General features: G+C 64.4%; 15 protein-coding genes. 9 read left to right on the forward strand and 6 right to left on the reverse strand.

The annotated features are described in order from the left end of the window. Positions 1–65: 65 nt before the first annotated feature. Positions 66–449 (reverse strand): tautomerase family protein, encoded by a 384-nt coding sequence (locus tag SB822_RS13675; protein ID WP_007745598.1) that lies wholly within the window; start codon positions 447–449, stop codon positions 66–68. Positions 450–547: 98 nt separating this feature from the next. On the opposite strand from SB822_RS13675, the gene SB822_RS13680 reads away from it, so the two are divergent. After that, complete coding sequence (locus SB822_RS13680) at positions 548–1,399, forward strand: LysR family transcriptional regulator (protein WP_410854914.1); 852 nt, start codon at positions 548–550, stop codon at positions 1,397–1,399. Between the two features lie 14 nt (positions 1,400–1,413). Here the strand turns inward: SB822_RS13680 and SB822_RS13685 are convergent, their stop codons facing one another. Next, positions 1,414–1,824, reverse strand: a complete 411-nt coding sequence (locus tag SB822_RS13685) for a hypothetical protein (RefSeq protein ID WP_410854915.1) — start codon at positions 1,822–1,824, stop codon at positions 1,414–1,416. Between the two features lie 104 nt (positions 1,825–1,928). Between SB822_RS13685 and SB822_RS13690 the strand changes: the two genes are divergently transcribed. Continuing rightward, positions 1,929–2,366 carry an antitoxin Xre/MbcA/ParS toxin-binding domain-containing protein gene (locus SB822_RS13690; protein ID WP_007582627.1) on the forward strand — a complete coding sequence of 146 codons (438 nt, stop codon included), beginning with the start codon at positions 1,929–1,931 and terminating at the stop codon, positions 2,364–2,366. Beyond that, complete coding sequence (locus SB822_RS13695) at positions 2,363–3,064, forward strand: RES family NAD+ phosphorylase (RefSeq protein ID WP_410854916.1); 702 nt, start codon at positions 2,363–2,365, stop codon at positions 3,062–3,064. Before SB822_RS13690 ends, SB822_RS13695 begins: the two co-directional genes overlap by 4 nt. Before the next feature lie 41 nt (positions 3,065–3,105). Here the strand turns inward: SB822_RS13695 and SB822_RS13700 are convergent, their stop codons facing one another. The 4 genes from SB822_RS13700 to SB822_RS13715 form a co-directional block, all read right to left on the reverse strand. Further along, positions 3,106–3,843 (reverse strand): metallophosphoesterase, encoded by a 738-nt coding sequence (locus SB822_RS13700; protein WP_007750147.1) that lies wholly within the window; start codon positions 3,841–3,843, stop codon positions 3,106–3,108. Positions 3,844–4,007: 164 nt separating this feature from the next. Further along, a complete protein-coding gene (locus SB822_RS13705; protein ID WP_410854917.1) occupies positions 4,008–5,444 on the reverse strand; it encodes a cytochrome c in 1,437 nt (478 codons plus the stop codon). 13 nt (positions 5,445–5,457) lie between these two features. Beyond that, positions 5,458–7,059 (reverse strand): GMC family oxidoreductase, encoded by a 1,602-nt coding sequence (locus SB822_RS13710; RefSeq protein WP_007750153.1) that lies wholly within the window; start codon positions 7,057–7,059, stop codon positions 5,458–5,460. Between the two features lie 117 nt (positions 7,060–7,176). Continuing rightward, positions 7,177–7,752: a sugar dehydrogenase complex small subunit gene (locus SB822_RS13715; protein WP_410854918.1), complete on the reverse strand. Its 576-nt coding sequence runs from the start codon at positions 7,750–7,752 to the stop codon at positions 7,177–7,179. Positions 7,753–8,127: 375 nt separating this feature from the next. On the opposite strand from SB822_RS13715, the gene SB822_RS13720 reads away from it, so the two are divergent. From SB822_RS13720 to treZ, 6 genes are all read left to right on the forward strand, one after another. Continuing rightward, positions 8,128–8,778, forward strand: coding sequence for a DUF1345 domain-containing protein (locus SB822_RS13720; RefSeq protein WP_410854919.1), 651 nt, complete (start codon positions 8,128–8,130; stop codon positions 8,776–8,778). 485 nt (positions 8,779–9,263) lie between these two features. Continuing rightward, a complete protein-coding gene (locus SB822_RS13725) occupies positions 9,264–12,707 on the forward strand; it encodes a maltotransferase domain-containing protein (protein WP_410854920.1) in 3,444 nt (1,147 codons plus the stop codon). Then, entirely contained in the window at positions 12,704–16,162 is a 3,459-nt protein-coding gene (treS, locus tag SB822_RS13730) for a maltose alpha-D-glucosyltransferase (RefSeq protein WP_007582613.1), read from the forward strand. Before SB822_RS13725 ends, treS begins: the two co-directional genes overlap by 4 nt. Next, complete coding sequence (glgB, locus tag SB822_RS13735) at positions 16,155–18,380, forward strand: 1,4-alpha-glucan branching protein GlgB (protein ID WP_410854921.1); 2,226 nt, start codon at positions 16,155–16,157, stop codon at positions 18,378–18,380. The genes treS and glgB overlap by 8 nt, the downstream gene beginning before the upstream one ends. 872 nt (positions 18,381–19,252) lie before the next feature. Then, positions 19,253–21,466, forward strand: coding sequence for a glycogen debranching protein GlgX (gene glgX / locus SB822_RS13740; protein ID WP_007579599.1), 2,214 nt, complete (start codon positions 19,253–19,255; stop codon positions 21,464–21,466). A gap of 90 nt (positions 21,467–21,556) precedes the next feature. Then, positions 21,557–23,458 carry a malto-oligosyltrehalose trehalohydrolase gene (gene treZ / locus SB822_RS13745; protein WP_410854922.1) on the forward strand — a complete coding sequence of 634 codons (1,902 nt, stop codon included), beginning with the start codon at positions 21,557–21,559 and terminating at the stop codon, positions 23,456–23,458. Positions 23,459–23,461 lie beyond the last annotated feature (3 nt).

Raw genomic sequence — 23,461 nt, forward strand, 5'->3', positions numbered from 1 at the left:
TCAAGGTGCAAACCATTATAGCGACGCACCTTGCGCCGACCGCACGCCAGCCGTGGCGCGAACACTCAGAGCGCGTACTGCGCGATCCCGTTGCCGAACGACCAGTTCTCCTTCAGTACTTCGACGAGATTGATGAACACGTCCTCGCGCCGCACGCCCGGATGCTCGGCGAGGTTGTCGGCGATGCGCTTGTAGAGCGCTTTTTTCTGCTCCTGCGTCCGGCTGTTGGTCACGGTGAGCTGGATCAGCACGAAATCGTCGCTGCGCGCGATGCCGAGATAGTTGCGGTCATAGACGAAGTTGCTCTCGTCGTGCTCGGTGATGACCATGAAGATGTCGTCCTCGGGGACGTTGAACTCGGCGATCAGCGCGCGCTGGATGCCTTGCGTGAGCGCCTGGCGATAAGCAGCGGGCTTGCCGGCGCGAACTGCGATGCGAGTGAAAGGCATGTCGAACTCCTATGAATGAACAGAAAGTGCATTCAGATTAGTTCGGGCTTATCATAATGAACAGATATTACTGGATATTTCATCTATTTTCATCTGAAATGAAAGTACTCGATCTCGATGCAGTGCGCGCTTTCGTGCTGGTCGCGGATTTGCGGAGCTTCACCCGCGCCGCCGATGCCCTCGACACCACGCAATCCGCCGTCAGCCTCAAGCTGAAACGGCTGGAAGCGCATCTGGGCAAGCCTTTGCTGGAGCGCACGCCACGCGTCGTGCGGCTGTCGGAGCACGGCCAGGCGTTTCTCGATGGCGCACGCGACCTGCTGAGCGCGCACGACCGAGCGCTCGGCGCGTTATCCGCCGACAGACGGCGCCTCGCGCTGGGCTTGAGCGAGCATGTGGCGGGCACCGACCTCGCGGCGCTGCTCGCGCGCGTGAACGCCCATGATCCGGGGCTGGTGCTGGAACTGCACATGGGGTTGTCGTCGACGCTGTTGCAGCACTTCGACGAACGGCGGCTCGATGCCGTGGTCGTGCGCTCGGAGCCCGACGACGTACCGCGCGAAGACGGCCAGTTGCTCTTCACCGAGCCGCTGTCGTGGCTCGCGACGCCCGAATGGCAGCCGCGCGCGGGCGAGCCGCTGCCGCTGGCGCTGCTTGCTGCGCCCTGCAACGTGCGCTCGATCTCGCTGCGCACGCTGGATGGTGCGGGTATCGCGTGGCGCGAGGCGTTTGTCGGCGGCGGCGTGCAGGCCGTCGGCGCAGCGGCTGCGGCCGGACTTGCCGTGTCGCCACTGGCGAGGCGGGTCGCGCCGCGCGGACTGGTCGATGCAGGCGCGCGGCTTGGATTGCCGGCGTTGCCGGAATCGCGCGTCACGTTGCATTCGCGCGTGCGCGACGCGCGTTCGGTCGAATCGCTGCGGCTCGTGACGAACGCGTTGATCGCGCAGTGAGGCGCTGGCGGGAGCTAGTGGAGGATCGGCGGAAGTTCGCGCGGAGGTTGTGCGCTGCTGGTTTGCGGCGCGCTACTCTGCGCAACCTGGTGAGGCTTCGCCGCCACCACGACCGGTTTTGCGCGCGCAGGCTTTTGCGATGAATCGCGCGGCGCAGGCGCGTGGGCCGTTTTGACGGCGGCGCCAGTCTTTTTTGTTTTCCCGAACGGGATGGAAGCCTTTGCAGCCACCTTCCCATGCGGCGCGGACTTGCCCTGATGCACGGCCTTCGCTGCACCCGAACCAGCGGAACCGGCCGCGTGCTTCGAATGCCTCGCGTGCTGCGCGGCCTCAGGCGGATTCCACACTTCCTTGTACTCGGCGCGCGCCGCCATCGACACGCACAGCAAACCAACCGATACCCACACCTTCGAACGCAGCGACACCGCAGTCTCCGTGCAAAAAACTGGAGGGCGGATTATACAGCCGCGCTTGCATTAATCCATATATAGACTAACATGTTAAAAAAGTTCAACTCAGGACTCCGATCATGTCTTCCGCTGCCCATTACTCGAGCGCCGAACGCCCGTTGCGACGACCGCCCGCCGAACCTTCCATGGCGGACATGTCCGCCGCCGGTCTGCGCGCGTTCTTCAACATCGCACGCGACTGGGAATTGAGCGCCGAAGAGCAGATCATCCTGCTCGGCTCGCCGGGCCGCTCCACCTTCTTCAAATGGAAGAACGCGCCGCAAACAGCGCGCCTCGGCCGCGACACGCTGGAGCGGCTGTCGCTTCTGCTCGGCATCTACAAGGCGCTGCAAATCCTGCTGCCGCAGCCTGCCGCCGCCGACACGTGGATCAAGCGCCCCAACAGCGCGCCGCCGTTCGGCGGGCGCCGCGCGCTGGACCGCATGCTGGCGGGCAACATCAGCGACCTCGTGGCTGTGCGCCAGTATCTCGACGCAATGCGAGGCGGCTGGGCGTGACTGAACTGCAATGGCAAGACCAATGGCGTGTGGCCTCGCTCGCCTGGACACCTGCGTTCCGCGTGATCCCTACGCGCTTTCCTGCCGTCAACCTGTTCGACCGCGTCGCGTCGCCCGAAGACTTCGACGCGCTCTACGCGCTCGAAGCCATGACCAACGACCGCGTGCGCACCGAAGTCGGCGATCTCGATCTCGTGCCGCGCGAGGAACGGTGCTTCGGTCCCGGCTACGGGCCGATCATGGCCGCGCTCACGCATCTGAATCCGCAAGGCAGCCGTTTCTCGGACGGCACCTACGGCGTGTTCTACTGCGCGCGCTCGCGCGAAACCGCGATCGCTGAAACGCGTTATCACTCGGGTCTCTTCCTCGCCGCCACGCAGGAGACGCCGATGCGTCAGCAGATGCGCCTCTATACGGTGATGGCGCAGGGCGACGTGGTGGACCTGCGCGATGCCGAATCGGTCGATGCGTCGGTGCTGTCGCCGAACGACTACGCGCCCGGCCAGGCGCTCGGCCGCGCGGCACGCGAGGCGGGCGCGCCGGGGATCGTGTATCCGTCGGTGCGGGATGCGGATGGCGAATGCCTCGCCGCGTTCAAGACGACGCTGCTGCGCGACTGCCATCACGCGGCGTATCTGGAATACAACTGGAACGGCAGCGCCGTCGATATCGTCTTCGAACTGCACCAGGTGGGGTAAAGGCAGCGGCGCCGGAAGCGCTTGAGCACGCTAAAGCGCGCTCAAGGCAACGCCAGCGCCGAAGCGCCGACCGAGCGCGCCCGTTCGACCGTCACCGACCAGCGCTTCGTCGTGCGCGCCTCGACGAGGGTCAGCTTGCCGCCGGGACCGAATGCGCCCGTATCGATGAACATCTGCGCGCCAATCTGCTGAACTTCGCGCACGGGCGTATGGCCGCAATACGTGAGCGATAGCCCAAGCTGGCGCATCGGATCGCCCGCGCCCATTGCGAGGCTGCGGCCCCACAGCAGTTGCTGGCGGACTTCTTCGGAGAGGGTGTCGGCGTCGAGTTCGGCGTCCGAGCCGAGAAATTCCGCATGCAGCACGTTGAAGCGCTCGCTACCCGAGCCGATCACGCGCACGAGCGGCAGCGTGCGTAGACGCCGCGCATAGACGCGCAGCCTTTCGACGGGCACCTGCACGCTCCACAGGCCGCCGATTCCATACCACCACTGCTTCTTCAGCTTGCCTTCAGTAACGGCGCAGAGCGCGTCCTCGTGATTGCCGAGCACAGCATGGAACCAGGGCTTGTCGAGCAGCGCCAGCGCCTCTTCCGACTGCGAGCCGCGATCGACGAGATCGCCGACCGAGAACAGCCGGTCGCGCGACGGATCGAAATCGACCTCGCGCAGCAGGAAGCGCAGCGCGTCGACGCAGCCGTGCAGATCGCCGACGACGAAATCGCGCCCGGTCCGGTTGACGGGATGATGTTGGACGACGGTGACAAGTGTGGAATCCATAACACCATGATAGTGCGGGCGCGCAAGCCGTGTATGCGCGGCATCTCGCGTTCGCACGCCGTTCGTGAGCCGGATTCGTTCGCAGCGCATGCGCTGCGACAAGCTTCGCGCACGCGCACCGCCAAAATGCAGGCTCCAACGCTCAGTGGGCGATCACTGCGCCATCACTGCGGCACGCCGCGCAGCCTGCCGACCTGCTCCGCGCTCAGCGTCGATCGGGGATTGCCGAACTGCTTCGTCACGTAATTCGTGACGGCGGCGATCTGCGCGTCGGTCAGTTCGCGGTCGAACGCGGGCATCAGCACGTCGGCGTCTTTCGTCGTACGGTGCACGCCGTGCAGAATCACCATCGCCAGATTGTTCGCGTCGCTCGCACCCGCGACGCTGTTATGGATCAGCGACGGATACGCGCCCGGCGCGCTCGCGCCCACGCCCTCGCCCGTCCAGTGGTGGCAGCTCGCGCAGTTCGCGAGGAATAGCTGCGCGCCGTTCACGCCCTCGATCCGCGCGCCGCGCAACGCGACGGCGTCGCTCGCGGGCGATCCCCATTCGGCACGCGCACGCGCCTCGCCCCGGTCAATGGGCTTGAGCGCGCGCAGATAGATTGCGATCGAGCGCAGGTCTGCGCGGTTCAGATACTGCGTGCTGTTGGAGACCACGTCGGCCATCGGCCCCGCCGCGCTCGCGCGGCCCTGCGCAATGCCTGTCGACAGATAGCTGGCGATGTCCTGATCCGACCAGCTGCCGATCCCGCTCGTCTTGTGCGGCGTGATGTTGTACGCGTGCCAGCCGGCCTGGATCGCGCCCGACAGACGTTCGCCCGTTTTGAGACCCTGCGTGAAGTTGCGCGGCGTATGGCATTCCTCGCAATGCGCGAGCCCTTCGACCAGATACGCACCGCGATTCCATTCGGCGCTCCGCTGCGGGTCGGGCACGAAGCGCCCTTCGTCGAAGTCGAGCAGGTTCCAGAAGACCATCAGCCAGCGCTGGTTGAACGGAAAGCGCAGATCGTTCGACGGCGGCGTGTAGCGCACGGGCACCACTGTGTTCAGATACGCGCGGATCGCCTGCACGTCCTGATCGGTGACGCGCGTGTATTCGACATACGGGAACGCCGGGTAGAGCCGCTGGCCGTCCTTGCCGATGCCTTCGTGCATCGCGCGCATGAAGTCGGCGTCCGTCCAGCGGCCGATGCCCGTGTCCGGATCGGGTGTGATGTTTGGCGTATAGATCGTGCCGAACGGCGTGCTGATCGCGCGGCCGCCCGCGAACGGACGGCCTTTGTCCGACGTATGGCAGGCGATGCAATCGCCCGCGCGCGCCAGATACTCGCCGCGCCTGACGAGATCGGGGCCCAGACCCGACGCGCCGCTTGCGGGCGCGCTGGCCTGCGCGACGGCTTCGCCGAGCGGCGATTCGTCGGTGTGGCGCGGCTCGGCGTCGTAGGCTTCGAGCCATGCGAGATAAAGCGCGAACAGCGAGAACGCCGCCGCGAGCGCCGCCATCTTCCATACGCGGCGGCGCGCTTTGAGCGCCGCGCGCCGGCTCGCGGAGAAAACCGCCGCATCGAGGTTGCCGCCGTTTCCGTCTGATCGTTTCATAGGCAACAGGCCCTCAGATTTCGCGCTTGAGCTTGTCGGCAAGCTTCAGCGACAGCGCCGCGATCGTCAGCGTGCAGTTCACCGACGCCGCGCCCGGCATCACGCCGCTGCTCGCAATGAACAGATTCGGGTGATCGTGCGTGCGGCAGTCGGCGTCGACGACGGAACTGGCGGCGTCGTTGCCCATGATCGTCGTGCCCATGATGTGATTGTTCGGCGCGAAGGTATCGTCGAACGAAACCTCGGTGCCGCCGAACAATCCGGCAATCTGTGCATAGAGTTCATGCGTGTGCGCAGCGCTTTTCTTCACGTAGTCGTTGATCGAGTAGTAGATTTCGGGCTGCGCGATACCGAGCGCGTCCTTGTGATCGGCAGAAGGCACGATGCGGTTCTGCGGCTCGGGCAGATGCTCGTGAAAACTGTTGATGGTCACCATGCGCGCGGCGCGGTCGCGAATCTGCCGGTCCAGTTCGGCGCCCGTCAGCCCGCCTTTGAGCAGCGCCGATGTAATCGCCATGGTCGGCACACCGTTCGATACATGCAGCTTCTTCGACGCGTACTCCGAGCGGAACGCGCCGTCGCGGAAGTTCACCACCGACGTCATCTCCATCGGCCCGCGCCCCGGCCACAACGATTCGTTCGCGAGAAACGTGACGCCCGTGCCGGGATGGTCCATCAGGTTACGTCCGACCTGATCGGAGCTGTTGCCGATGCCGTGCGGGAATGCGTCGGACGTCGACATCAGCATCAGTTTCGGCGTCTCGATACCATTCGCCGCGAGCACGAACAGCTTGCCCGTCACGCGCGTGCTGTTGCCGTTCGGGTCCTTGTAGTGAACGGCCGTGATGAGCCCTTTGTTGTCCGCCTCGACGCGGTAGACGACGGCCTGCGCAATCAGCTTCGCGCCCGCGCGTTCGGCCTTGTCGGCGTGCACGATGCCGTTGTACATCGCGCCGATCGGACAGATCGGCATGCAGTTGTTGTTGCCGCAGCAGGTGGGGCGCGCGTCGTACGGACGGCTGTTGCGCGCGACGGGCTCGGGCACGACCTTGAAGCCGTTCGCGTTGAGCACGACGGAGAAACGCTGGTCCATGTACGACAGCGGCAAGGCTGTCATCGGATAAGGCTTCGAGCGCGGCGAGCCGAGATCGACGGTTGCGTCGGGGCCGGACACGCCCAGTTGCACTTCGGCGGCGTAGTACCACGGTTCGAGCGTTTCATACGGATAAGGCCAGTCGCGGCCCACGCCGTACAGCTTCTTCAGTTGAAAGTCCGACGGCAGCAGACGCCACGTCGCAGCCGCCCAATGCCAGGTGGTGCCGCCGACGAGCCGCACATACTGCGAGTCATACGGATAGTCGCCCTTCTGGATCAGATAGTTGTTGGCGGGCGAGTACTGCGGATGCGGCGCGTAAGGCGTCGACGGATATGGCGTCGCGAAGTCCGATTTTGCAGGCGAATTGCGGAAGTTCTCGACGATCTGCCCGCGCTGAAGACGCGGCCCGGCTTCGAGCAGGATCACCGAGGCGCCCGCGAGCGCCATCTGATGCGCGACGAGACTGCCCGCGACGCCCGAGCCGACTACGACGACGTCGGCGGAATTTGCGTTTGCCATGCTTGCCTCTGCGGTGCCCTCTTATTTGTCTGCTGGCTTATGTCTGCTGTTTGTTCTTTCGCAAGCTCCACGCGCGAATGCAGTGAGACGCGCACGCGCGACGTCACGCGCAGCGGCTTACGCATTCGCCGGCTTGTGTGCCCAGTAAAACGGCACGTCGCGACAGTACGACGGGATCGTCAGGATGTCTTTGACGGGTTCGAACATCAGTGCGCGTTCGAACGCGATGACCTGCACATTCGGCATGTCGCCGACGAGGCCGAGATACCACGCGCGCGTGATCGCGCTGACGGTCTTCGCGAGCTGCGGCTGGTCGGCCTGCAAGGCCTGCGTGACGACGTCCGACGGCACGCCGCCATGCGTCTGCAGCCAGGTGTTGAGCGCGGCGACGTTCTGCGTGAACTGGCCGTCCGCTCTGGACAACGCGTCATACGCGCGTTTGCCGTGCAGCGGGTCGAAGCTGGTGTGTCCTGTGAGCTTGCTGGAGAGCGCGATGAAGGCGTCGATGCCGCCGCCTGCGGGCGGCGGCGTGTCGGCGAAGGCAGGCGAAATGCCTATGATGCCGGGCGCTGTACCCGCTGCGCCATAGCGCGCCGCCGACGCAAACGCGAGGCCGGCAGCCGAAGCGAACGCGCCGAGCAGCCACGCACGGCGGCGCGGCGAGCGCGCAGCGTGTCGATCAACATCTGTCATGGGGGCTCCAGATGATGTGTGTATTCGCCCGGCGCGCGCCGCGTCCGGCTGTTGGCCGAACCATGCGTGCACGCCAGGCGTCCGCCCCAAAACTGGTCTTGCGCCGCTGTCTCGCGGTCTCTGATGTCCGGGCGCGGCAGGCGTTTCCTGCCGCCCTTGCATGCTCGCCGTTCGCTGCGCGCGAGAACGAAGCCACGGGTGAAAGCCGCATGCAAGGCCACTGAGCAAAACTGCGGGAAAACTATAACGTCCCGGCACCCCTTTCGACAAATCATCCAGCATGCCCCCGGTAGAATCGCCGCAATCTTCACCACGACTTTCGAACATGCATCGAGACATACCCATGTCACACCCCGCTGCCAGGAGCACGCGCCCATGACTGTCTATCCGCAGGTATTGCGCAACCGGCCGCGCATGGTCACGGGCTTCGTGCTCGGCGTGGCGGTCGGCGCGCTGCTCGCGGGCGCGCACATGCGCCCGATGATCCGCGTGCTCGTCTCGTGGGATGTCGCCGTATGGACCTATCTCGCGCTGATGTGGCTGGAGATGGCACGCGCCGATCACGATCGCGTGCGCGACATTGCGCGGCGCGAAGACGAGAACGCGGGCGTCGTGCTCGCTATCGTTTGCCTCGCGACGGTCGCGAGCGTTGCCGCCATCGTGCTGGAGCTGGCGTCGTCGAAAGGCAGCACGGGCGTGTCGCACTACATCGTGACGGGCGTCACGCTGATCGGCGCGTGGTTCCTGATACCGACCATCTTCACGCTGCACTACGCGCGCCTGTACTTCGCAACCGACATGCAGGAAACCGTGCTGAAGTTTCCCGACCACAAGCTCGATCCGAACTATTGGGACTTCCTGTATTTCTCGTTCACGATCGCCGTCGCATCGCAGACATCGGACGTCGTGCTGCGCTCACGCGAGGTACGCCGCGCGGCGCTCGCGCAGTCGGTGCTGTCGTTCTATTTCAACCTGGCCGTGCTCGGGCTGTGCATCAACATGGCGGCGGGTTTGCTCGGTTCATAGCGGGCCGCGCCGCCAAAACCAGGCGCGCTCGAAGTCCTTTCTCAGCCGCGCGCCCCCGGCTATGGCAACATGGCATGTAACGGCCGCCGGACGACTCGCCCTAATTACACGTCTTCCTTCGGTTTCGCGGCATCATTCGTATGAACGACGCCGCGCCCGCATCTTTTTCGTCGTGCCGTACCAGGCTGCACCAGCCGTCCTTGCACGCATCTCGCCGTTTCAGTCCTGACCTTGCTGTATCGCTTTCTGGCATACCGCTTGCTCCTTCACCGCCTGTTGATTGAACCCGGACAGACGACATGCAGCGCCGTCGTAGACTCTTTGAACTGACGCGCCGCCTGTCGATCAATGAATGCACTACATTGAGCAGTACGCGCCGTCGCAGGACGCATCGCGCGGCATCCGGCTCTGAAGCCTAATAGGCGGTCGTGATCGCACGAATGTGCATCCACGCCGCAAAGCAGGACGAAATCTGGAAACGACCGATGGAAGCTCCTCACGCCTATGCGCCGCGGATTTACTTCGTTCATTCTCCCCTCGTCGGACGGCTGGATGCGTGGCCCGCGCAGTTCGAGCATGCCGCCGCGCTCGGTTTCGATCATGTGCTGATCGGCGGGCTGTTCCAGCCGGGACAGGCCGGCCACGCGCAGATCGTCAGCGATCATGCGCGGCTGCATCCCGCGCTCGCTAGCACCGAGAGCGCGCACGACGTGCTGCAGCGCCTCGCCGAGACGGCGAGCCAGCATGGCCTGACGCTACTCGTCGATCTGGTGATCGACCGCGCCGCGGCCGACGGCCATCTGTTCCGCGAGCATCGCGACTGGTTTCATCCGTTCGAGCCGGAAGAGGCGCGGCTCGATCCGCGCCACGCGCGTCACGAAGACAACGTCGCGTATGCGAACTTCAACGACGAGCACGCGGCCGCACCGCTGCTCGACTGGTGGGCGCAAACGCTCGATGCGCTCGCGGATGCGGACATCGGCGGATTCCGCTTCGATTCGCCGCACCGCGTGCCCGCCTTCGCGTGGCGGCGGCTGCTCGATGCCGTGCGTGCGTCACGCCATCCGTCCTCACGCTTTCTCGCCGCGACGCCCGGCCTCGTGCGCTCGGACGTCGCCGCGCTCGAAGGCGTGGGCTTCGACGCCGTGTTCTCGTCGTCGCGCTGGTGGGACTTCCGCGCGCCGTGGATGCTCGACGAACATGCGCTGCTGACGCGTATCGCTTCGCCCGTCGCCTTTCCCGAAGCGCCGTACGGCACGCGGCTCGCGGCGGACCTCGAACATGTGCACGATTCCGCGATCGTCGAGCGCGCGTATCGCCGCGCCTTGCTGACGGCTGTTTCGACGGGCACCGGCTGGATGATGCCGATGGGCTTCGAATACGGCATCGCCGAACCGATCTCGCATACGCTCGGCGACGCCGACCACTACGCGAGCCTGCGCGGCGCGGCGCGCTTCGATCTCTCCGAGCGCGTACGGCACGCGAACGCGATCGCACGCGACACCTGGTCGCTGCAAACCAATGGCGAGCTGCGTTCGCTGTCCGGCCCGGACACCCATGCCGCGATCCTCTTGCGCGGCGATCAGCGCGATTTGCGCGACGCGGGCGAAGCCGTGATGGTCGCGATCAACCCGGAGCTGGGCACGCCCGTGCGCGTCGATCCCGCGCGCTTGCTCGACGGCGTGCCGGGCGGCTTCACGCGCTTCGTGCCACTCGGCACCGACACGCGCGGCGCGCCGCAGCCGCTTGCCGCATTCACGCTCGCGCCGGGTGCGTGCCGCCTGTTCCGCGCGGTCGCCGAGAAACCGATCGTGCTCGCGCCGCCCATCGACAAAAAGAGCACCAAGACGTCGGGACACAAGAGCGTGCTCGATGCGATCGCGGGCTCGCGCGTCGCGATCGAAAGCGTGTCGCCCGCCGTCGATCACGGACGCTTCCCCGCCAAGCGCATCGTCGGCGAACGCGTGCACATCACGGCCGCCGTGTTCGCCGAAGGTCACGACAAGATCGCCGCCGCCGTGATCTGGCGCGCCGCCGATGAAACCGCCTGGCACGAAGCGCCGATGACGCCCGCGAAGCCCGCCGGCAACGACATCTGGGAAGCGCGCATTCCGCTCGAACGCATCGGGCGTCACGAGTACACGGTGATCGCGTGGCGCGACGATTTCGCGTCGCTCGTCGATCACATGCAGAAAAAGCTGAAGGCGGATCAATCGGTCGAACTCGAAGTCGAAGAGGCGAAGCATCTGTTCGCGCTTGCGCTGGCTGAAACGGAGACGGTCGAAGGTTCGCAACGGCAGCAGCTCGAAGTGATCGTCAAGGAATTCATGAAAGCGGACACGGGCGAGCGCCTCGCGATCGTGCTGGCGCCCACGACGGCGGAAGCGTTCGCCGCCGCGCGTCACCGGCCAGGGCTGTCGCGCGATCCGATCGTGTATCGCATCGACGCCGAACGCGCGGGCGCGCGCTTTGGCAGCTGGTACGAGATCTTCCCGCGCTCGATGAGTGACGACGAACATCGGCACGGCAACTTCGACGACGTTACGGCCAAACTGCCGCGCATCCGCGACATGGGCTTCGACGTGCTGTACTTTCCGCCGATCCATCCCATCGGCATCGCCAACCGCAAGGGCCGCAACAACACGTTGACGCCGGGCCCTGACGACGTGGGCAGCCCGTATGCGATCGGCGGCGAAGCGGGCGGCCACGACGCCGTGCATCCGCAGCTCGGCACGCTCGACGACTTCAAGCGCATGCTCGCCGCCGCGCACGATCACGGCCTCGAAATCGCGCTCGACTTCGCGATTCAATGCTCACCCGACCACCCGTGGCTGAAGCAGCATCCCACATGGTTCGCGTGGCGTCCCGACGGCACGCTGCGTTACGCGGAGAACCCGCCGAAGAAGTATCAGGACATCGTGAATCCGGACTTCTACGCGCACGACGCGAAGCCCGATTTATGGCTTTCGCTGCGCGACGTGATCCTGTTCTGGATCGATGCGGGCGTGCGCATCTTCCGCGTCGACAATCCGCACACGAAACCTTTCCCGTTCTGGGAATGGATGATCAACGACGTGCGCGTGCGGCATCCTGACGTGATCTTCCTCGCCGAAGCGTTCACGCGTCCGCGCGTGATGGCGCGGCTCGCGAAGCTGGGCTTTTCGCAGTCATACACGTACTTCACTTGGCGCGAATCGAAGCGCGACTTCACCGAGTATCTGACGCAACTGACGCAAACCGATCTGCGCGAATTCTTCCGGCCGAACTTCTTTGTCAACACGCCGGACATCAACCCGCGTCATCTGCAGTCGCAAGGGCGTCCGGGCTTCCTGATTCGCGCCGCGCTCGCGACGATGCTGTCGGGACTCTGGGGCGTGTATAGCGGCTTCGAGCTGTGCGAAGCCGCCGCGCTGCCGAACAGCGAAGAGTATCTGGATTCGGAGAAGTATCAGATCCGCGCATGGGACTGGAACAGACCCGGCAACATCGTGCGCGAGATCACGGAACTGAACCGCATTCGCCGCACGAACCCGGCGTTGCACTCTCATCTGAATCTCACGTTCCTGCCCGCGCACAACGAGAGCATCCTGTTCTTTGAGAAGGCCACACCAGCGCGCGACAACGTGATCATCGTCGCGATCAATCTCGATCCGTATAACGAGCAGGGCGCGGATATCGAGTTGTCGTGGAGCACGTTCAACGGCTGGGGCCTGCCCGATCACGGCGCCATCGACGTGATCGACCAGATGACGGGCGAGCGGTTTCAATGGCATGGCAGATGGCAACACGTGCGGCTCGATCCCGGCACGCGGCCGTTCGCGATCTGGCGCATCGCGCCCGCGGCCGGCCTGCCGCGCGACGCTGTTCCCGATGAAAGCGACACGCATCGGGCCGCCCACGACACGACATTCAATGAAGGTGCGATATGAAACGTGACGATTCCGCCGAAAGCACGTCGCAGCATTTCACCGACACGACAGCCGAGGCCGTTCCAGCGAAGCCGCGCCCGTCGCGCCGCGCCAAGGTGTCGACGCTCGCCGACGATCCGCTCTGGTACAAGGACGCGATCATCTACCAGGTGCACATCAAGTCGTTCTTCGATGCGAACAACGACGGCGTCGGCGATTTCCCCGGCCTGATCGCGAAGCTCGACTACATCGCGGAACTCGGCGTCAGCGCGATCTGGCTGCTGCCGTTCTATCCGTCGCCGCGCCGCGACGACGGCTACGACATCGCCGACTACAAGAGCGTGCACCCCGACTACGGCTCGATTGGCGACGTCAAGCGCTTCATTCAGGAAGCGCACGCGCGCGGACTGCATGTGATCACCGAGCTCGTCATCAACCACACGTCGGACCAGCACCCGTGGTTCCAGCGCGCGCGCCGCGCGAAGCCCGGCTCGAATCATCGCAACTACTACGTATGGTCCGACACGGACAAGAAGTATGAAAAGACACGCATCATCTTCATCGATACTGAACCGTCGAACTGGACGCATGACCCCGTCGCAGGCCAGTACTACTGGCACCGCTTTTACGCGCACCAGCCCGACCTGAACTTCGACAATCCCGCTGTGCTGCGCGAAGTGCTGCAGGTGATGCGCTTCTGGCTCGACCTGGGCATCGACGGGTTGCGGCTGGATGCCGTGCCGTATCTCGTCGAGCGCGAAGGCACGAACAACGAGAATCTGCCCGAAACGCACGCGATCCTGAAGAAGATTCGCGCGACCATCGACGCCGAATATCCGAACCGGATGCTGCTCGCCGAAGCGAACCAGTGGCCGGAAGACGTGCAGGAATACTTCGGCAACGAAGACGAATGCCATATGGCGTTCCACTTCCCGCTGATGCCGCGCATCTACATGTCGATTGCGAGCGAAGACCGCTTCCCGATCACCGACATCATGAAGCAGACACCGGATCTCCCCGAGACGAACCAATGGGCGATCTTCCTGCGCAATCACGATGAACTCACGCTCGAAATGGTCACGGACTCCGAGCGCGACTACTTGTGGAATACCTATGCGAGCGACCGGCGCGCGCGCCTGAACCTCGGTATCCGCCGACGCCTCGCGCCGCTGATGGAGCGCGACCGCCGCCGCATCGAGCTGATCAATTCGCTGCTGCTGTCGATGCCGGGCACGCCCGTCATCTACTACGGCGACGAACTCGGCATGGGCGACAACATTCACCTCGGCGACCGCGACGGCGTGCGTACGCCGATGCAATGGTCGTCGGACAGAAACGGCGGCTTCTCGCGCGCCGATCCCGAACAACTGGTGCTGCCGCCCGTGATGGGCTCGCTGTATGGCTTCGACGCCGTGAACGTCGAAGCGCAGAGCCGCGATCCGCATTCGCTGCTCAACTGGACGCGGCGCATGCTCGCGACGCGCCGCTCGAAGCACACGTTCGGGCGCGGCACGATCCGCTTCCTGAAACCGAGCAATCGCAAGATCCTCGCGTATCTGCGCGAACTGCCCGGCCAGCCGCCCATACTGTGCGTGGCGAACCTGTCGCGCGCGCCGCAGGCGGTCGAACTCGATCTGTCCGAATTCAACGGTGCAGTGCCCATCGAAATGACGGCGGATTCGGTGTTCCCCGCGATCGGGCAACTGACGTATCTGCTGACGTTCCCGCCGTACGGCTTCCTGTGGTTCCTTCTTTGCGAAGGCGGCGGCCGTCCGACATGGAGCCAGGCGCCGTCCGAACCATTGCCCGATTTCGTGACCATCGTGATCCGCGAAGGTCAGGCGGGCCCGACGCCCGAGAACGTGCGGCTGCTCGAATCGGAAGTGTTGCCGTCGTGGCTGGGACGCCGCAGATGGTATGCGTCGAAGGATCAGAAGCTGCATGCCGTGCGCCTCGCCGCGCTCACGACGATCCCCGAAGCGGGCTTCGCGTTCACGGAGATCGAAGCGGATGTCGGCAACCACACCGAGCGTTACGTGCTGCCGCTCGCGATCACGTGGGGCGCCGACACGACCACGCCGCTCTTCATGCAACTGGCGCTGGCGCGCGTGCGCCGCGGGCGCAACGTCGGCCATCTGACGGATGCGTTCGCGTTGCCGCAGTTCGCGTACGGCACGCTGCGCAAACTGCGCGAGCGCGCCGCCGTGGCGACTTTCCAGAAGAGCACGATCCATTTCATTCCGACCGACCGTTTCGCCGACCTCGATCTTGGCGATGCGCCGGAAATCCGCTGGCTCGCCGCCGAGCAAAGCAACAGCTCGCTCGTGATCGCCGACAAGATCGTCTTGAAGCTCGTGCGGCGCCTGTTGAAGGGCATGCACCCGGAAGCGGAAATGAGCCGCTATCTGACGCAGCTCGGCTATGCGAACACGGCGCCGCTGTATGGCGAAGTGGTGCGCGTCGATCCGGAGAACGTGCCGCATACGCTGTGTATCCTGCAAGGCTTCGTCGACAACCAGGGCGACGCGTGGAACTGGGCGCTCGACACGCTGCGCCGTTCGATCGACGAACTCGCGCTCGCCGTCGATGGCGCCAACAACGAGAACCAGGCGAACCAGGACCGCGTGAACGAGGAAGAGGCGACGGAAGGCTACGCGTCGTACATGGGCATCATCGGCAAGCGGCTCGGCGAGCTGCACGTCGCGCTCGCGACGCCTTCGGACAATCCGGCATTCGATCCCGAACTCGCTGACAGCAAGCAGGTGCAGGCGTGGATCGACGGCACGCAGAAATTGCTTGCCAGCGCGCTCGAGCTGCTCGAGAAGAACGTCGATCAGCTCGGCGAAGATGCCGCACTGCTCGGCCGCAGCGTTCTCGACCGCAAGGACAAGCTGGTCGAAGCGGTGTCGAAGCTCGTGAAGCCCGACGCGCATGCGCTGCGCACGCGCATTCACGGCGACTTCCATCTCGGCCAGGTGCTCGTGGCGCAAGGCGACGCCTTCCTGATCGACTTCGAAGGCGAGCCGGCGCGCGAACTCGAAGAGCGCCGCGCGAAGTCCAGCCCGCTGCGCGACGTCGCGGGGCTGTTGCGTTCGCTGTCGTACGCGAGCGCCGCCGCGCAATCGACGATGGAAGCCGCGCCGCAGATGACGGCCGACCGCAAGCGCGCGCTGTTCGAGCGCTTCCGGGCCGCCGCTGCCGAGGCGTTCCTCACCGAGTACCGCGCGGCAACGCAAGCCGCGTCGCAACGGCTCGTCGCGCCGGAGCACGAACAGGCGTTGCTCGATCTGTTCCTGATCGAGAAAGCCGCCTATGAAATCCGCTACGAAGCGGCCAACCGGCCGGCATGGCTCGGCTTGCCGGTGCGCGGCCTCGCCGCGCTGACGAGCCGCCTGCTGGGCGACACGGGCGCAGCGCCGCATTCGCCGGCGGCTGCCTCGGCGCCTCCCGCAGCATCAGAGGGCGATTATGAGTGAGCACTACAACGTTCAATTAGAGGCGGCCGGTCTGCATCGCGTGGATCTGGATGCGCTCGTCGATGCGCGCCATCACGATCCGTTCTCGCAACTCGGCATGCACGAGACGAGCGCCGGCCCCGTCGTGCGCGTGATGCTGCCGAACGCGGCGCGCGTGTCGGTGATTGCGCGCGACGACGGCAGGCTGCTCGGCGAACTGGAGCAACTGCATCCGGGCGGCCTGTTCGCGGGTCCCGTCAGCGAAGCCGTGGCGTATCGCTTGCGGATCGACTGGCATGGGTCGGTTCAGGAAATCGAAGACACGTATTCGTTCGGCCCCGTGCTGGGCGAGGAGCCGTTGCAGCGCGTCGCGTGGGGCGATCCCTACGCGGTGCTCGAATGCCTCGGCTCGCGGCCGTTCACGGCGGACGGCGTGCCGGGCGTGCGCTTTGCCGTGTGGGCGCCGAATGCGCGGCGCGTGTCGGTGGTGGGCGACTTCAATTCATGGGACGGCCGCCGTCATCCGATGCGGCTGCGCCATCAGGCCGGCGTGTGGGAACTGTTCGTGCCGCGCATCGGCCCGGGCACGCGCTACAAGTACGAGATGCTGACGCGCGACGGCCATCCGTTGCCGCTCAAGGCCGACCCTTGCGCGATGCAGACCGAGAGGCCACCCGCGACGGGGTCCGTGGTCGCGCACGTCGACGACGTCGAGCGTTTTCCGTGGACCGACGGAGACTGGATGCAGACACGCGCGTCGAAGCAGACCGCGCAATCCGCGATCTCGATTTACGAGGTGCATGCGGAATCGTGGCTGCGCGTCGCGGAGGAAGGGCATCGCGGGTTGACCTGGTCCGAGCTGGCGGACCGCCTGATTCCTTATGCGAAGGAAATGGGCTTCACGCATATCGAGTTCATGCCGATTGCCGAGCATCCGTTCGGCGGATCGTGGGGTTATCAGCCGTTGGCGCAGTTCGCGCCGTCAGCGCGCTTCGGCACGCCGGAGCAGTTCGCGGGCTTTATCAACCGTGCGCACGAGGCGGGGCTCGGCGTGATACTGGACTGGGTGCCTGCGCACTTCCCGAATGATGCACACGGGCTGATCGAGTTCGACGGCACGCCTTTGTATGAGCATGCGGATCCGCGCGAAGGCTATCACCAGGACTGGAACACGATGATCTACAACCTCGGCCGCAACGAGGTGAGCGCGTTCCTGATTGCATCGGCGCTGGCGTGGCTGAAGCGCTACCACGTCGATGGCTTGCGGGTGGATGCCGTCGCGTCGATGCTCTACCGCGACTATTCGCGCGCGGCGGGCGAGTGGGTGCCGAACGTGCATGGCGGACGCGAGAATCTCGAATCGATTGCGTTTTTGAAGCGTCTGAATCATGAAGTGCAGCATATGCCGGACGTGCATGGCGCGATCACGATCGCGGAGGAATCGACGGCATGGCCGGGTGTGACGGCGCGCATCGAGGATGGCGGGCTCGGCTTCCAGTTCAAGTGGAACATGGGGTGGATGCACGATACGTTGCACTACGTGGAAGAGGACCCGATCAACCGTCGATGGCATCACCACAACATGACGTTCGCGATGGTGTATGCGTACTCCGAGAAGTTCGTGTTGCCGCTTTCGCACGACGAGGTCGTGCATGGCAAGGGATCGTTACTGGGCAAGATGCCGGGCGACCGCTGGCAGAAGTTTGCGAATCTGCGCGCGTACTTTGCGTTTATGTGGGCCCATCCGGGCAAGAAGCTGATGTTCATGGGCGGCGAGTTTGGGCAGATGGCCGAGTTCGATCACGATGGGTCGCCGCATTGGCATCTTCTCGATGATGAGTTGCACCATGGGGTGCAGCGGCTTGTGCGGGATTTGAACCGGCTTTATCGCGAGGAGCCGGCGTTGCATCGGCTCGATACTGAGCCGGGTGGGTTTGAGTGGATCATCGGTGACGATAGTGCGAATTCGGTTTTTGCCTGGCGGCGGATGGATGGTGCTGGGCGTGAGCTGATTACGGTTTGCAACTTTACGCCGGTGCCCCGGCATGGGTATCGGATTGGGATGCCCCGCGCGGGGCGGTGGGTTGAGATCGTTAATTCCGATGCTGCGGTTTATGGTGGGTCTAATGTTGGGAATGGTGGTGTCATCTATACAGATGAGGTAGCGACGCATGGGCGGCCGCAGTCGGCCTCTTTAGTGCTGCCGCCGCTTGGGACTGTTGTGCTGCGGGCGGATTGAGGTTTTGGGTTTGGGTTTGGTTTTTCTCTACGAGGCTGGTGAGGTTAGGGTTGGGGTTTTGGTGTTTGGGCTGGCAGGGTTGGTGTTTTGGACTTTGCGCTGGCATCCGCGTTACGGTGTCTGCCGTTCATGCGTCGCCCCTGTGCGGGGCGGCACCTACTTTTCTTTGCCGCCGCAAAGAAAAGTAGGCAAAAGAAAGCGGCTAACACCGCCAGTTTTTGTGTCTGCCTGAGGGCCCCCAAAGGGTCTTACGCTTCATACGGCATTCACGTGACCCACGCTCGTTGCCAACGCTTTCTCTGTGCGCCTCACCCGCTTCACGCACCCACGCATGGGCTAGCGGCAGCGAATGGTTTGCGTCCCCCAGGTGGCAAACTGTGTGTAGGTTGTCCCGTCGTATAGCACGACGCTCTTACAGGGTGGGACGCGTGCGCTATCGGTCCGGAGTAAGGCGTGTGGAGCACTTGGGCCGACACACAGTTTGCCACCTGGGCGGCGGTGGAATGTCTGGAACGGCATGCAGTAACTGGCGTGCGTGAAGCGGGTGAGGCGCACAGCGAAAGCGTTGGCAACGAACGCGAACAGGAAAGTTGCCGTGTGAAGTGAGGGACCGGTTGGGGTCCCTCAGGCAGGAAGAAATGTTGGCGGTGTTAGCCGCTTTCTTTTGCCTACTTTTCTTTGCGGCGGCAAAGAAAAGTAGGTGCCGCCCCGCACAGGGGCGACGCTTGAAGCGCGCTAACTAATCGCGGATGCCAGCGAAAGCGAAAGCGAAAGCGAAAGCGAAAGCGAAAGCGGCAGCGAAAACGCAAACGCAAAAAACGGAAGCCACCGCAGGAGCAAAAGCAAAACCAACAACAACGGGAACACTTGCCATGCCGCACGTACTACCAGACAGACTACTCCCGGGCGCCCCGTACCCATTAGGCTCAACCTGGGACGGCTTAGGCGTGAACTTCGCCGTCTTCTCCGCGAACGCGCAACGCATCGAGCTATGCCTTTTCGAGCCGACAGGCAGAAAAGAACTGAAGCGTTACACGCTGCCAGAGTGCACCGACGAGGTATGGCACGGCTACCTGCCACACGCGCACCCAGGCACGGTATACGCATTCCGGGCCCACGGCCCATATCAACCGCAGCATGGGCATCGTTTCAACCCACACAAGCTCCTGCTCGACCCCTACGCAAGAAAGCTCATTGGCCAGTTCCGATGGTCGGACGCACTGTTCAGCTACCGCGTGCACTCGAACAGAATGGACCTCTCGATCGACCGAAGAGACTCGGCGCCAGCCATGCCCAAGTGCGTGGTCGTCGACGAAGCCTTCGACTGGTCCCACGACACCCGCCCCAACGTCCCGTGGAATGAAACCGTCATCTACGAAACCCACGTGCGCGGCACATCGATGCTCCGCAAAGACCTGCGCACACCCGAACGCGGCTCGTTCGCCGCACTCGCATCGCCAGAATTCATCGAGCATCTGCTGAAGCTCGGCGTCACCGCCGTCGAACTGCTCCCCGTCCACGCATTCCTCAACGACCGCTTTCTCGTCGAGCGCGGACTGCGCAACTACTGGGGCTACAACACGGCCGCGTTCTTCGCGCCAGAACCCTCTTATCTGACCGCACACCGGCTCGATGAGATGCGCATCGCCGTCCGTCAACTGCACGCGGCGGGAATCGAGGTAATACTCGACGTCGTCTACAACCACACGTGCGAAGGCAATGAGATGGGCCCCACCGTGTCGTGGCGCGGACTCGATAACGCCAGCTATTACCGCCTCGTTCCAGGCGACGAACGCCATCACATCAACGACACCGGCTGCGGCAACACGCTCAACATGCCTCATCCGCGCGTGCTGCAAATGGTGATGGATTCACTGCGCTACTGGTCGACCGCGTTCAATATCGACGGCTTCCGTTTCGATCTCGGCGTCACGCTAGGGCGCGAGCATTCGGGTTTCGATCCCGGCTCGGGCTTCTTCGACGCGCTACGGCAAGATCCCATCCTGTCGCAACGCAAGCTGATTTCCGAGCCGTGGGATATCGGCCCCGGCGGCTATCAGCTCGGCAATCATCCGCCCGGCATCAGCGAATGGAACGACCGTTTCCGCGATTCCGTGCGCCGTTTCTGGCGCGGCGACGCGGGCATGCGGCCCGATCTCGCCGCGCGGCTGACGGGATCGGCGGATCTGTTCAACCGGCGCTTTCGCAAGCCGACGGCGTCGGTCAACTTCGTCACGTCGCACGACGGCTTCACCCTGTCCGATCTCGTCGCGTACTCGCAGAAGCACAACGAGATCAACGGCGAGAACAACAACGACGGCCACAACGAAAATTACAGCTCGAACTGGGGCGTCGAAGGCCCGACCGACGAACCCGCGATCTCCGAGGCGCGCGAGCGTGTCTCGCGTTCGCTGATCGCAACGCTGTTCATCGCGCTCGGCACACCAATGATGCTCGCCGGCGACGAAATGGGCCGCACCCAGCGCGGCAACAACAACGCGTATTGCCAGGATAACGAAATTTCCTGGATAGATTGGGAACGTGCCGCGCTCCCACACGGGCGCAAAATGACTATGTTCTTCGCGCGCATCATCGCGCTGCGAAAACAGCATCCGCTGCTGCGCGAAAACCGCTTCCTGTTCGGCGACCGTGAAGTGCTGCCGGGTCTCTACGACGTCGGCTGGTTCGACGAGCACGGCGAAGCGCTGACCATCGAAGCCTGGCAGGACCCCGAGGGCCGCGCGTTCACGCTGCGGCGCGCGGGCGCAGGCCTGAATGGAGAAACGGAAGTATTGTTGATGATGTTGAACGCGTCGGGGGCGGCGCTGCGCTTTATGCCCCCGCCGCCGCACCTGGAATGGCATGTGCTGCTGGATACGGCGAACCCGGAAGCGCCGCCTGCGCCGCTCGCGACGCCCGACCTGGAAGTGCCCGCGCACAGCATGGTGGTGCTCGCGGCGCAGCCCACGGGCGACGCGGACTGGCAGGCAAGCTGGCGCGCGGGCGCGCAGTACGGACCGCGTTTGTTGACCGCGTTGCCGCCGGACCCGGGCACGTCGATGCCCGACACGGAGCAGTCGGGTTGACGGCGCGTGCGCCCGGTTATCGACAGCAAGCCCATGCCGGAAGGTCTGCAATGAGTGTGCGTATCAACATGCCGACGAATGGTGACAATCATGCATGAACGTCCGATCGACCCTCACGCGCATCATAACGCGCACTGCCTGCCGTTCGGCGCGCAGCTGCTCGGTGCGGCGAGCGCGAGGCAGCGCACGCGCTTTCGCTTGTGGGCGCCGTCGTGCGCGAAGGTGCAGGTGGTAGTCGAAAACGGCGATGGGTCCGGCACGCACGACATGAGCGCGACGGGCAATGGCTGGTTCGAAACGGAAATCGGTTGCGGCGCGGGCACGCTGTATCGCTACAAGCTCGACGGCGCGCTGCTGATTCCCGACCCCGCATCGCGCTTTCAGCCGCAGGATGTGCACGGCCCGAGCGAAGTCATCGATCCGCGCGCCTACACATGGGAGCACACGGGCTGGTGCGGCCGGCCGTGGGAAGAAACGGTGCTGTACGAGCTGCATGTCGGCGCGCTGGGCGGCTACGGCGGCGTGATGAAGCGCCTGCCCGCCATCGCGGAGCTGGGTGTCACCGCAATCGAACTGATGCCGCTCAACGATTTTCCCGGCAAGCGCAACTGGGGCTATGACGGCGTGCTGCCCTATGCGCCTGACTCCGCGTACGGGCGTCCCGACGACCTGAAAACGCTAATCGACGCCGCGCACGCGCACGGCCTCGCGGTGTTCCTCGACGTGGTCTACAACCACTTCGGTCCGGACGGCAATTATCTGCATCAGTATGCGAAGCCGTTTTTCCGCGAAGGCACGCACACGCCGTGGGGGCCCGCAATCGACTTCGAGCGCGGCGAAGTGTGCGAATTCTTCTGCGACAACGCGCTCTACTGGCTCAACGAATATCGCTTCGACGGCTTGCGCCTCGACGCCGTGCACGCAATCGACAACGACGACTGGCTGCGCCGTTTCGCCGATCACGTGCGCGCGCATGTGCAGCACGGACGTCACGTGCATCTCGTGCTGGAAAACGAGCGCAATACGGCGAACCTGCTCGACAGGCATTTCACCGCGCAATGGAACGACGACGCGCACAACACGCTGCACGTGCTGCTGACGGGCGAACACGAAGGCTACTACGCCGCGTATGCTGATCAGCCGATCCAGCGGCTCGCGCGGATACTCGGCAGCGGCTTCGGCTATCAGGGCGACCCTTCGCCGATCCACGACGACAAACCGCGCGGCCAGCCGAGCGGCCATTTGCCGCCCACATCGTTCGTGGCGTTCTTGCAGAACCACGATCAGATCGGCAATCGCGCGATGGGCGAGCGTCTGCGCACGCTGTGCTCCGATGACGCGCTGCGCGCCGCGACGGGTCTGTTGCTGCTGTCGCCGCAGATTCCGCTGCTGTTCATGGACGAGGAATATGGCTCGAAACAGCCGTTCCTTTTTTTCACCGACTACACCGGCGATCTGGCGAACGCCGTGCGCGAAGGACGCCGCAAGGAATTCGCGCGTTTCTCCGCATTCGCCGACGAGAAGCGCCGCGCGCTGATTCCCGATCCGAACGATCCGCAGACGCTCGCCATGTCGTCGCCGCCTGCTGAGCGGCACGGCGACACGCCTGAAGCGAAGGACGCGCTCGACTGGATGCACTTCTACAAATCCGCGCTCGCCGTGCGCGCGAAGCTGATCGCGCCGCGCCTGCGTCATGCAAAGGCGCTCGGTGCAACGATCCTCAAGGCAGCCGGCGATCAGGACGCGAACGCGCTAACCGCGCGCTGGAAACTCGACGACGGCGAGACGCTGTCGATCGTGCTGAATCTCGGCAATGAAGCCGTGCCGCTCGTCGAGCGCCCTGCCGGCAAGGTGATCTTCGAAACGCCGCCGCGCGTGCGCGATCGCGTCGACGCGGGCGAGTTGCCGCCAAACGCATTCGTCGCCTGGCTGACCGGCGACGTCAGCGAATATGCCATCGGCCACGACGCGCGCAAGCACGTGCAGACCTAAGGA

It is taken from the genome of Paraburkholderia sp. SIMBA_054, assembly GCF_046534875.1.
GTDB classification, from domain to species: Bacteria; Pseudomonadota; Gammaproteobacteria; order Burkholderiales; family Burkholderiaceae; genus Paraburkholderia; species Paraburkholderia hospita.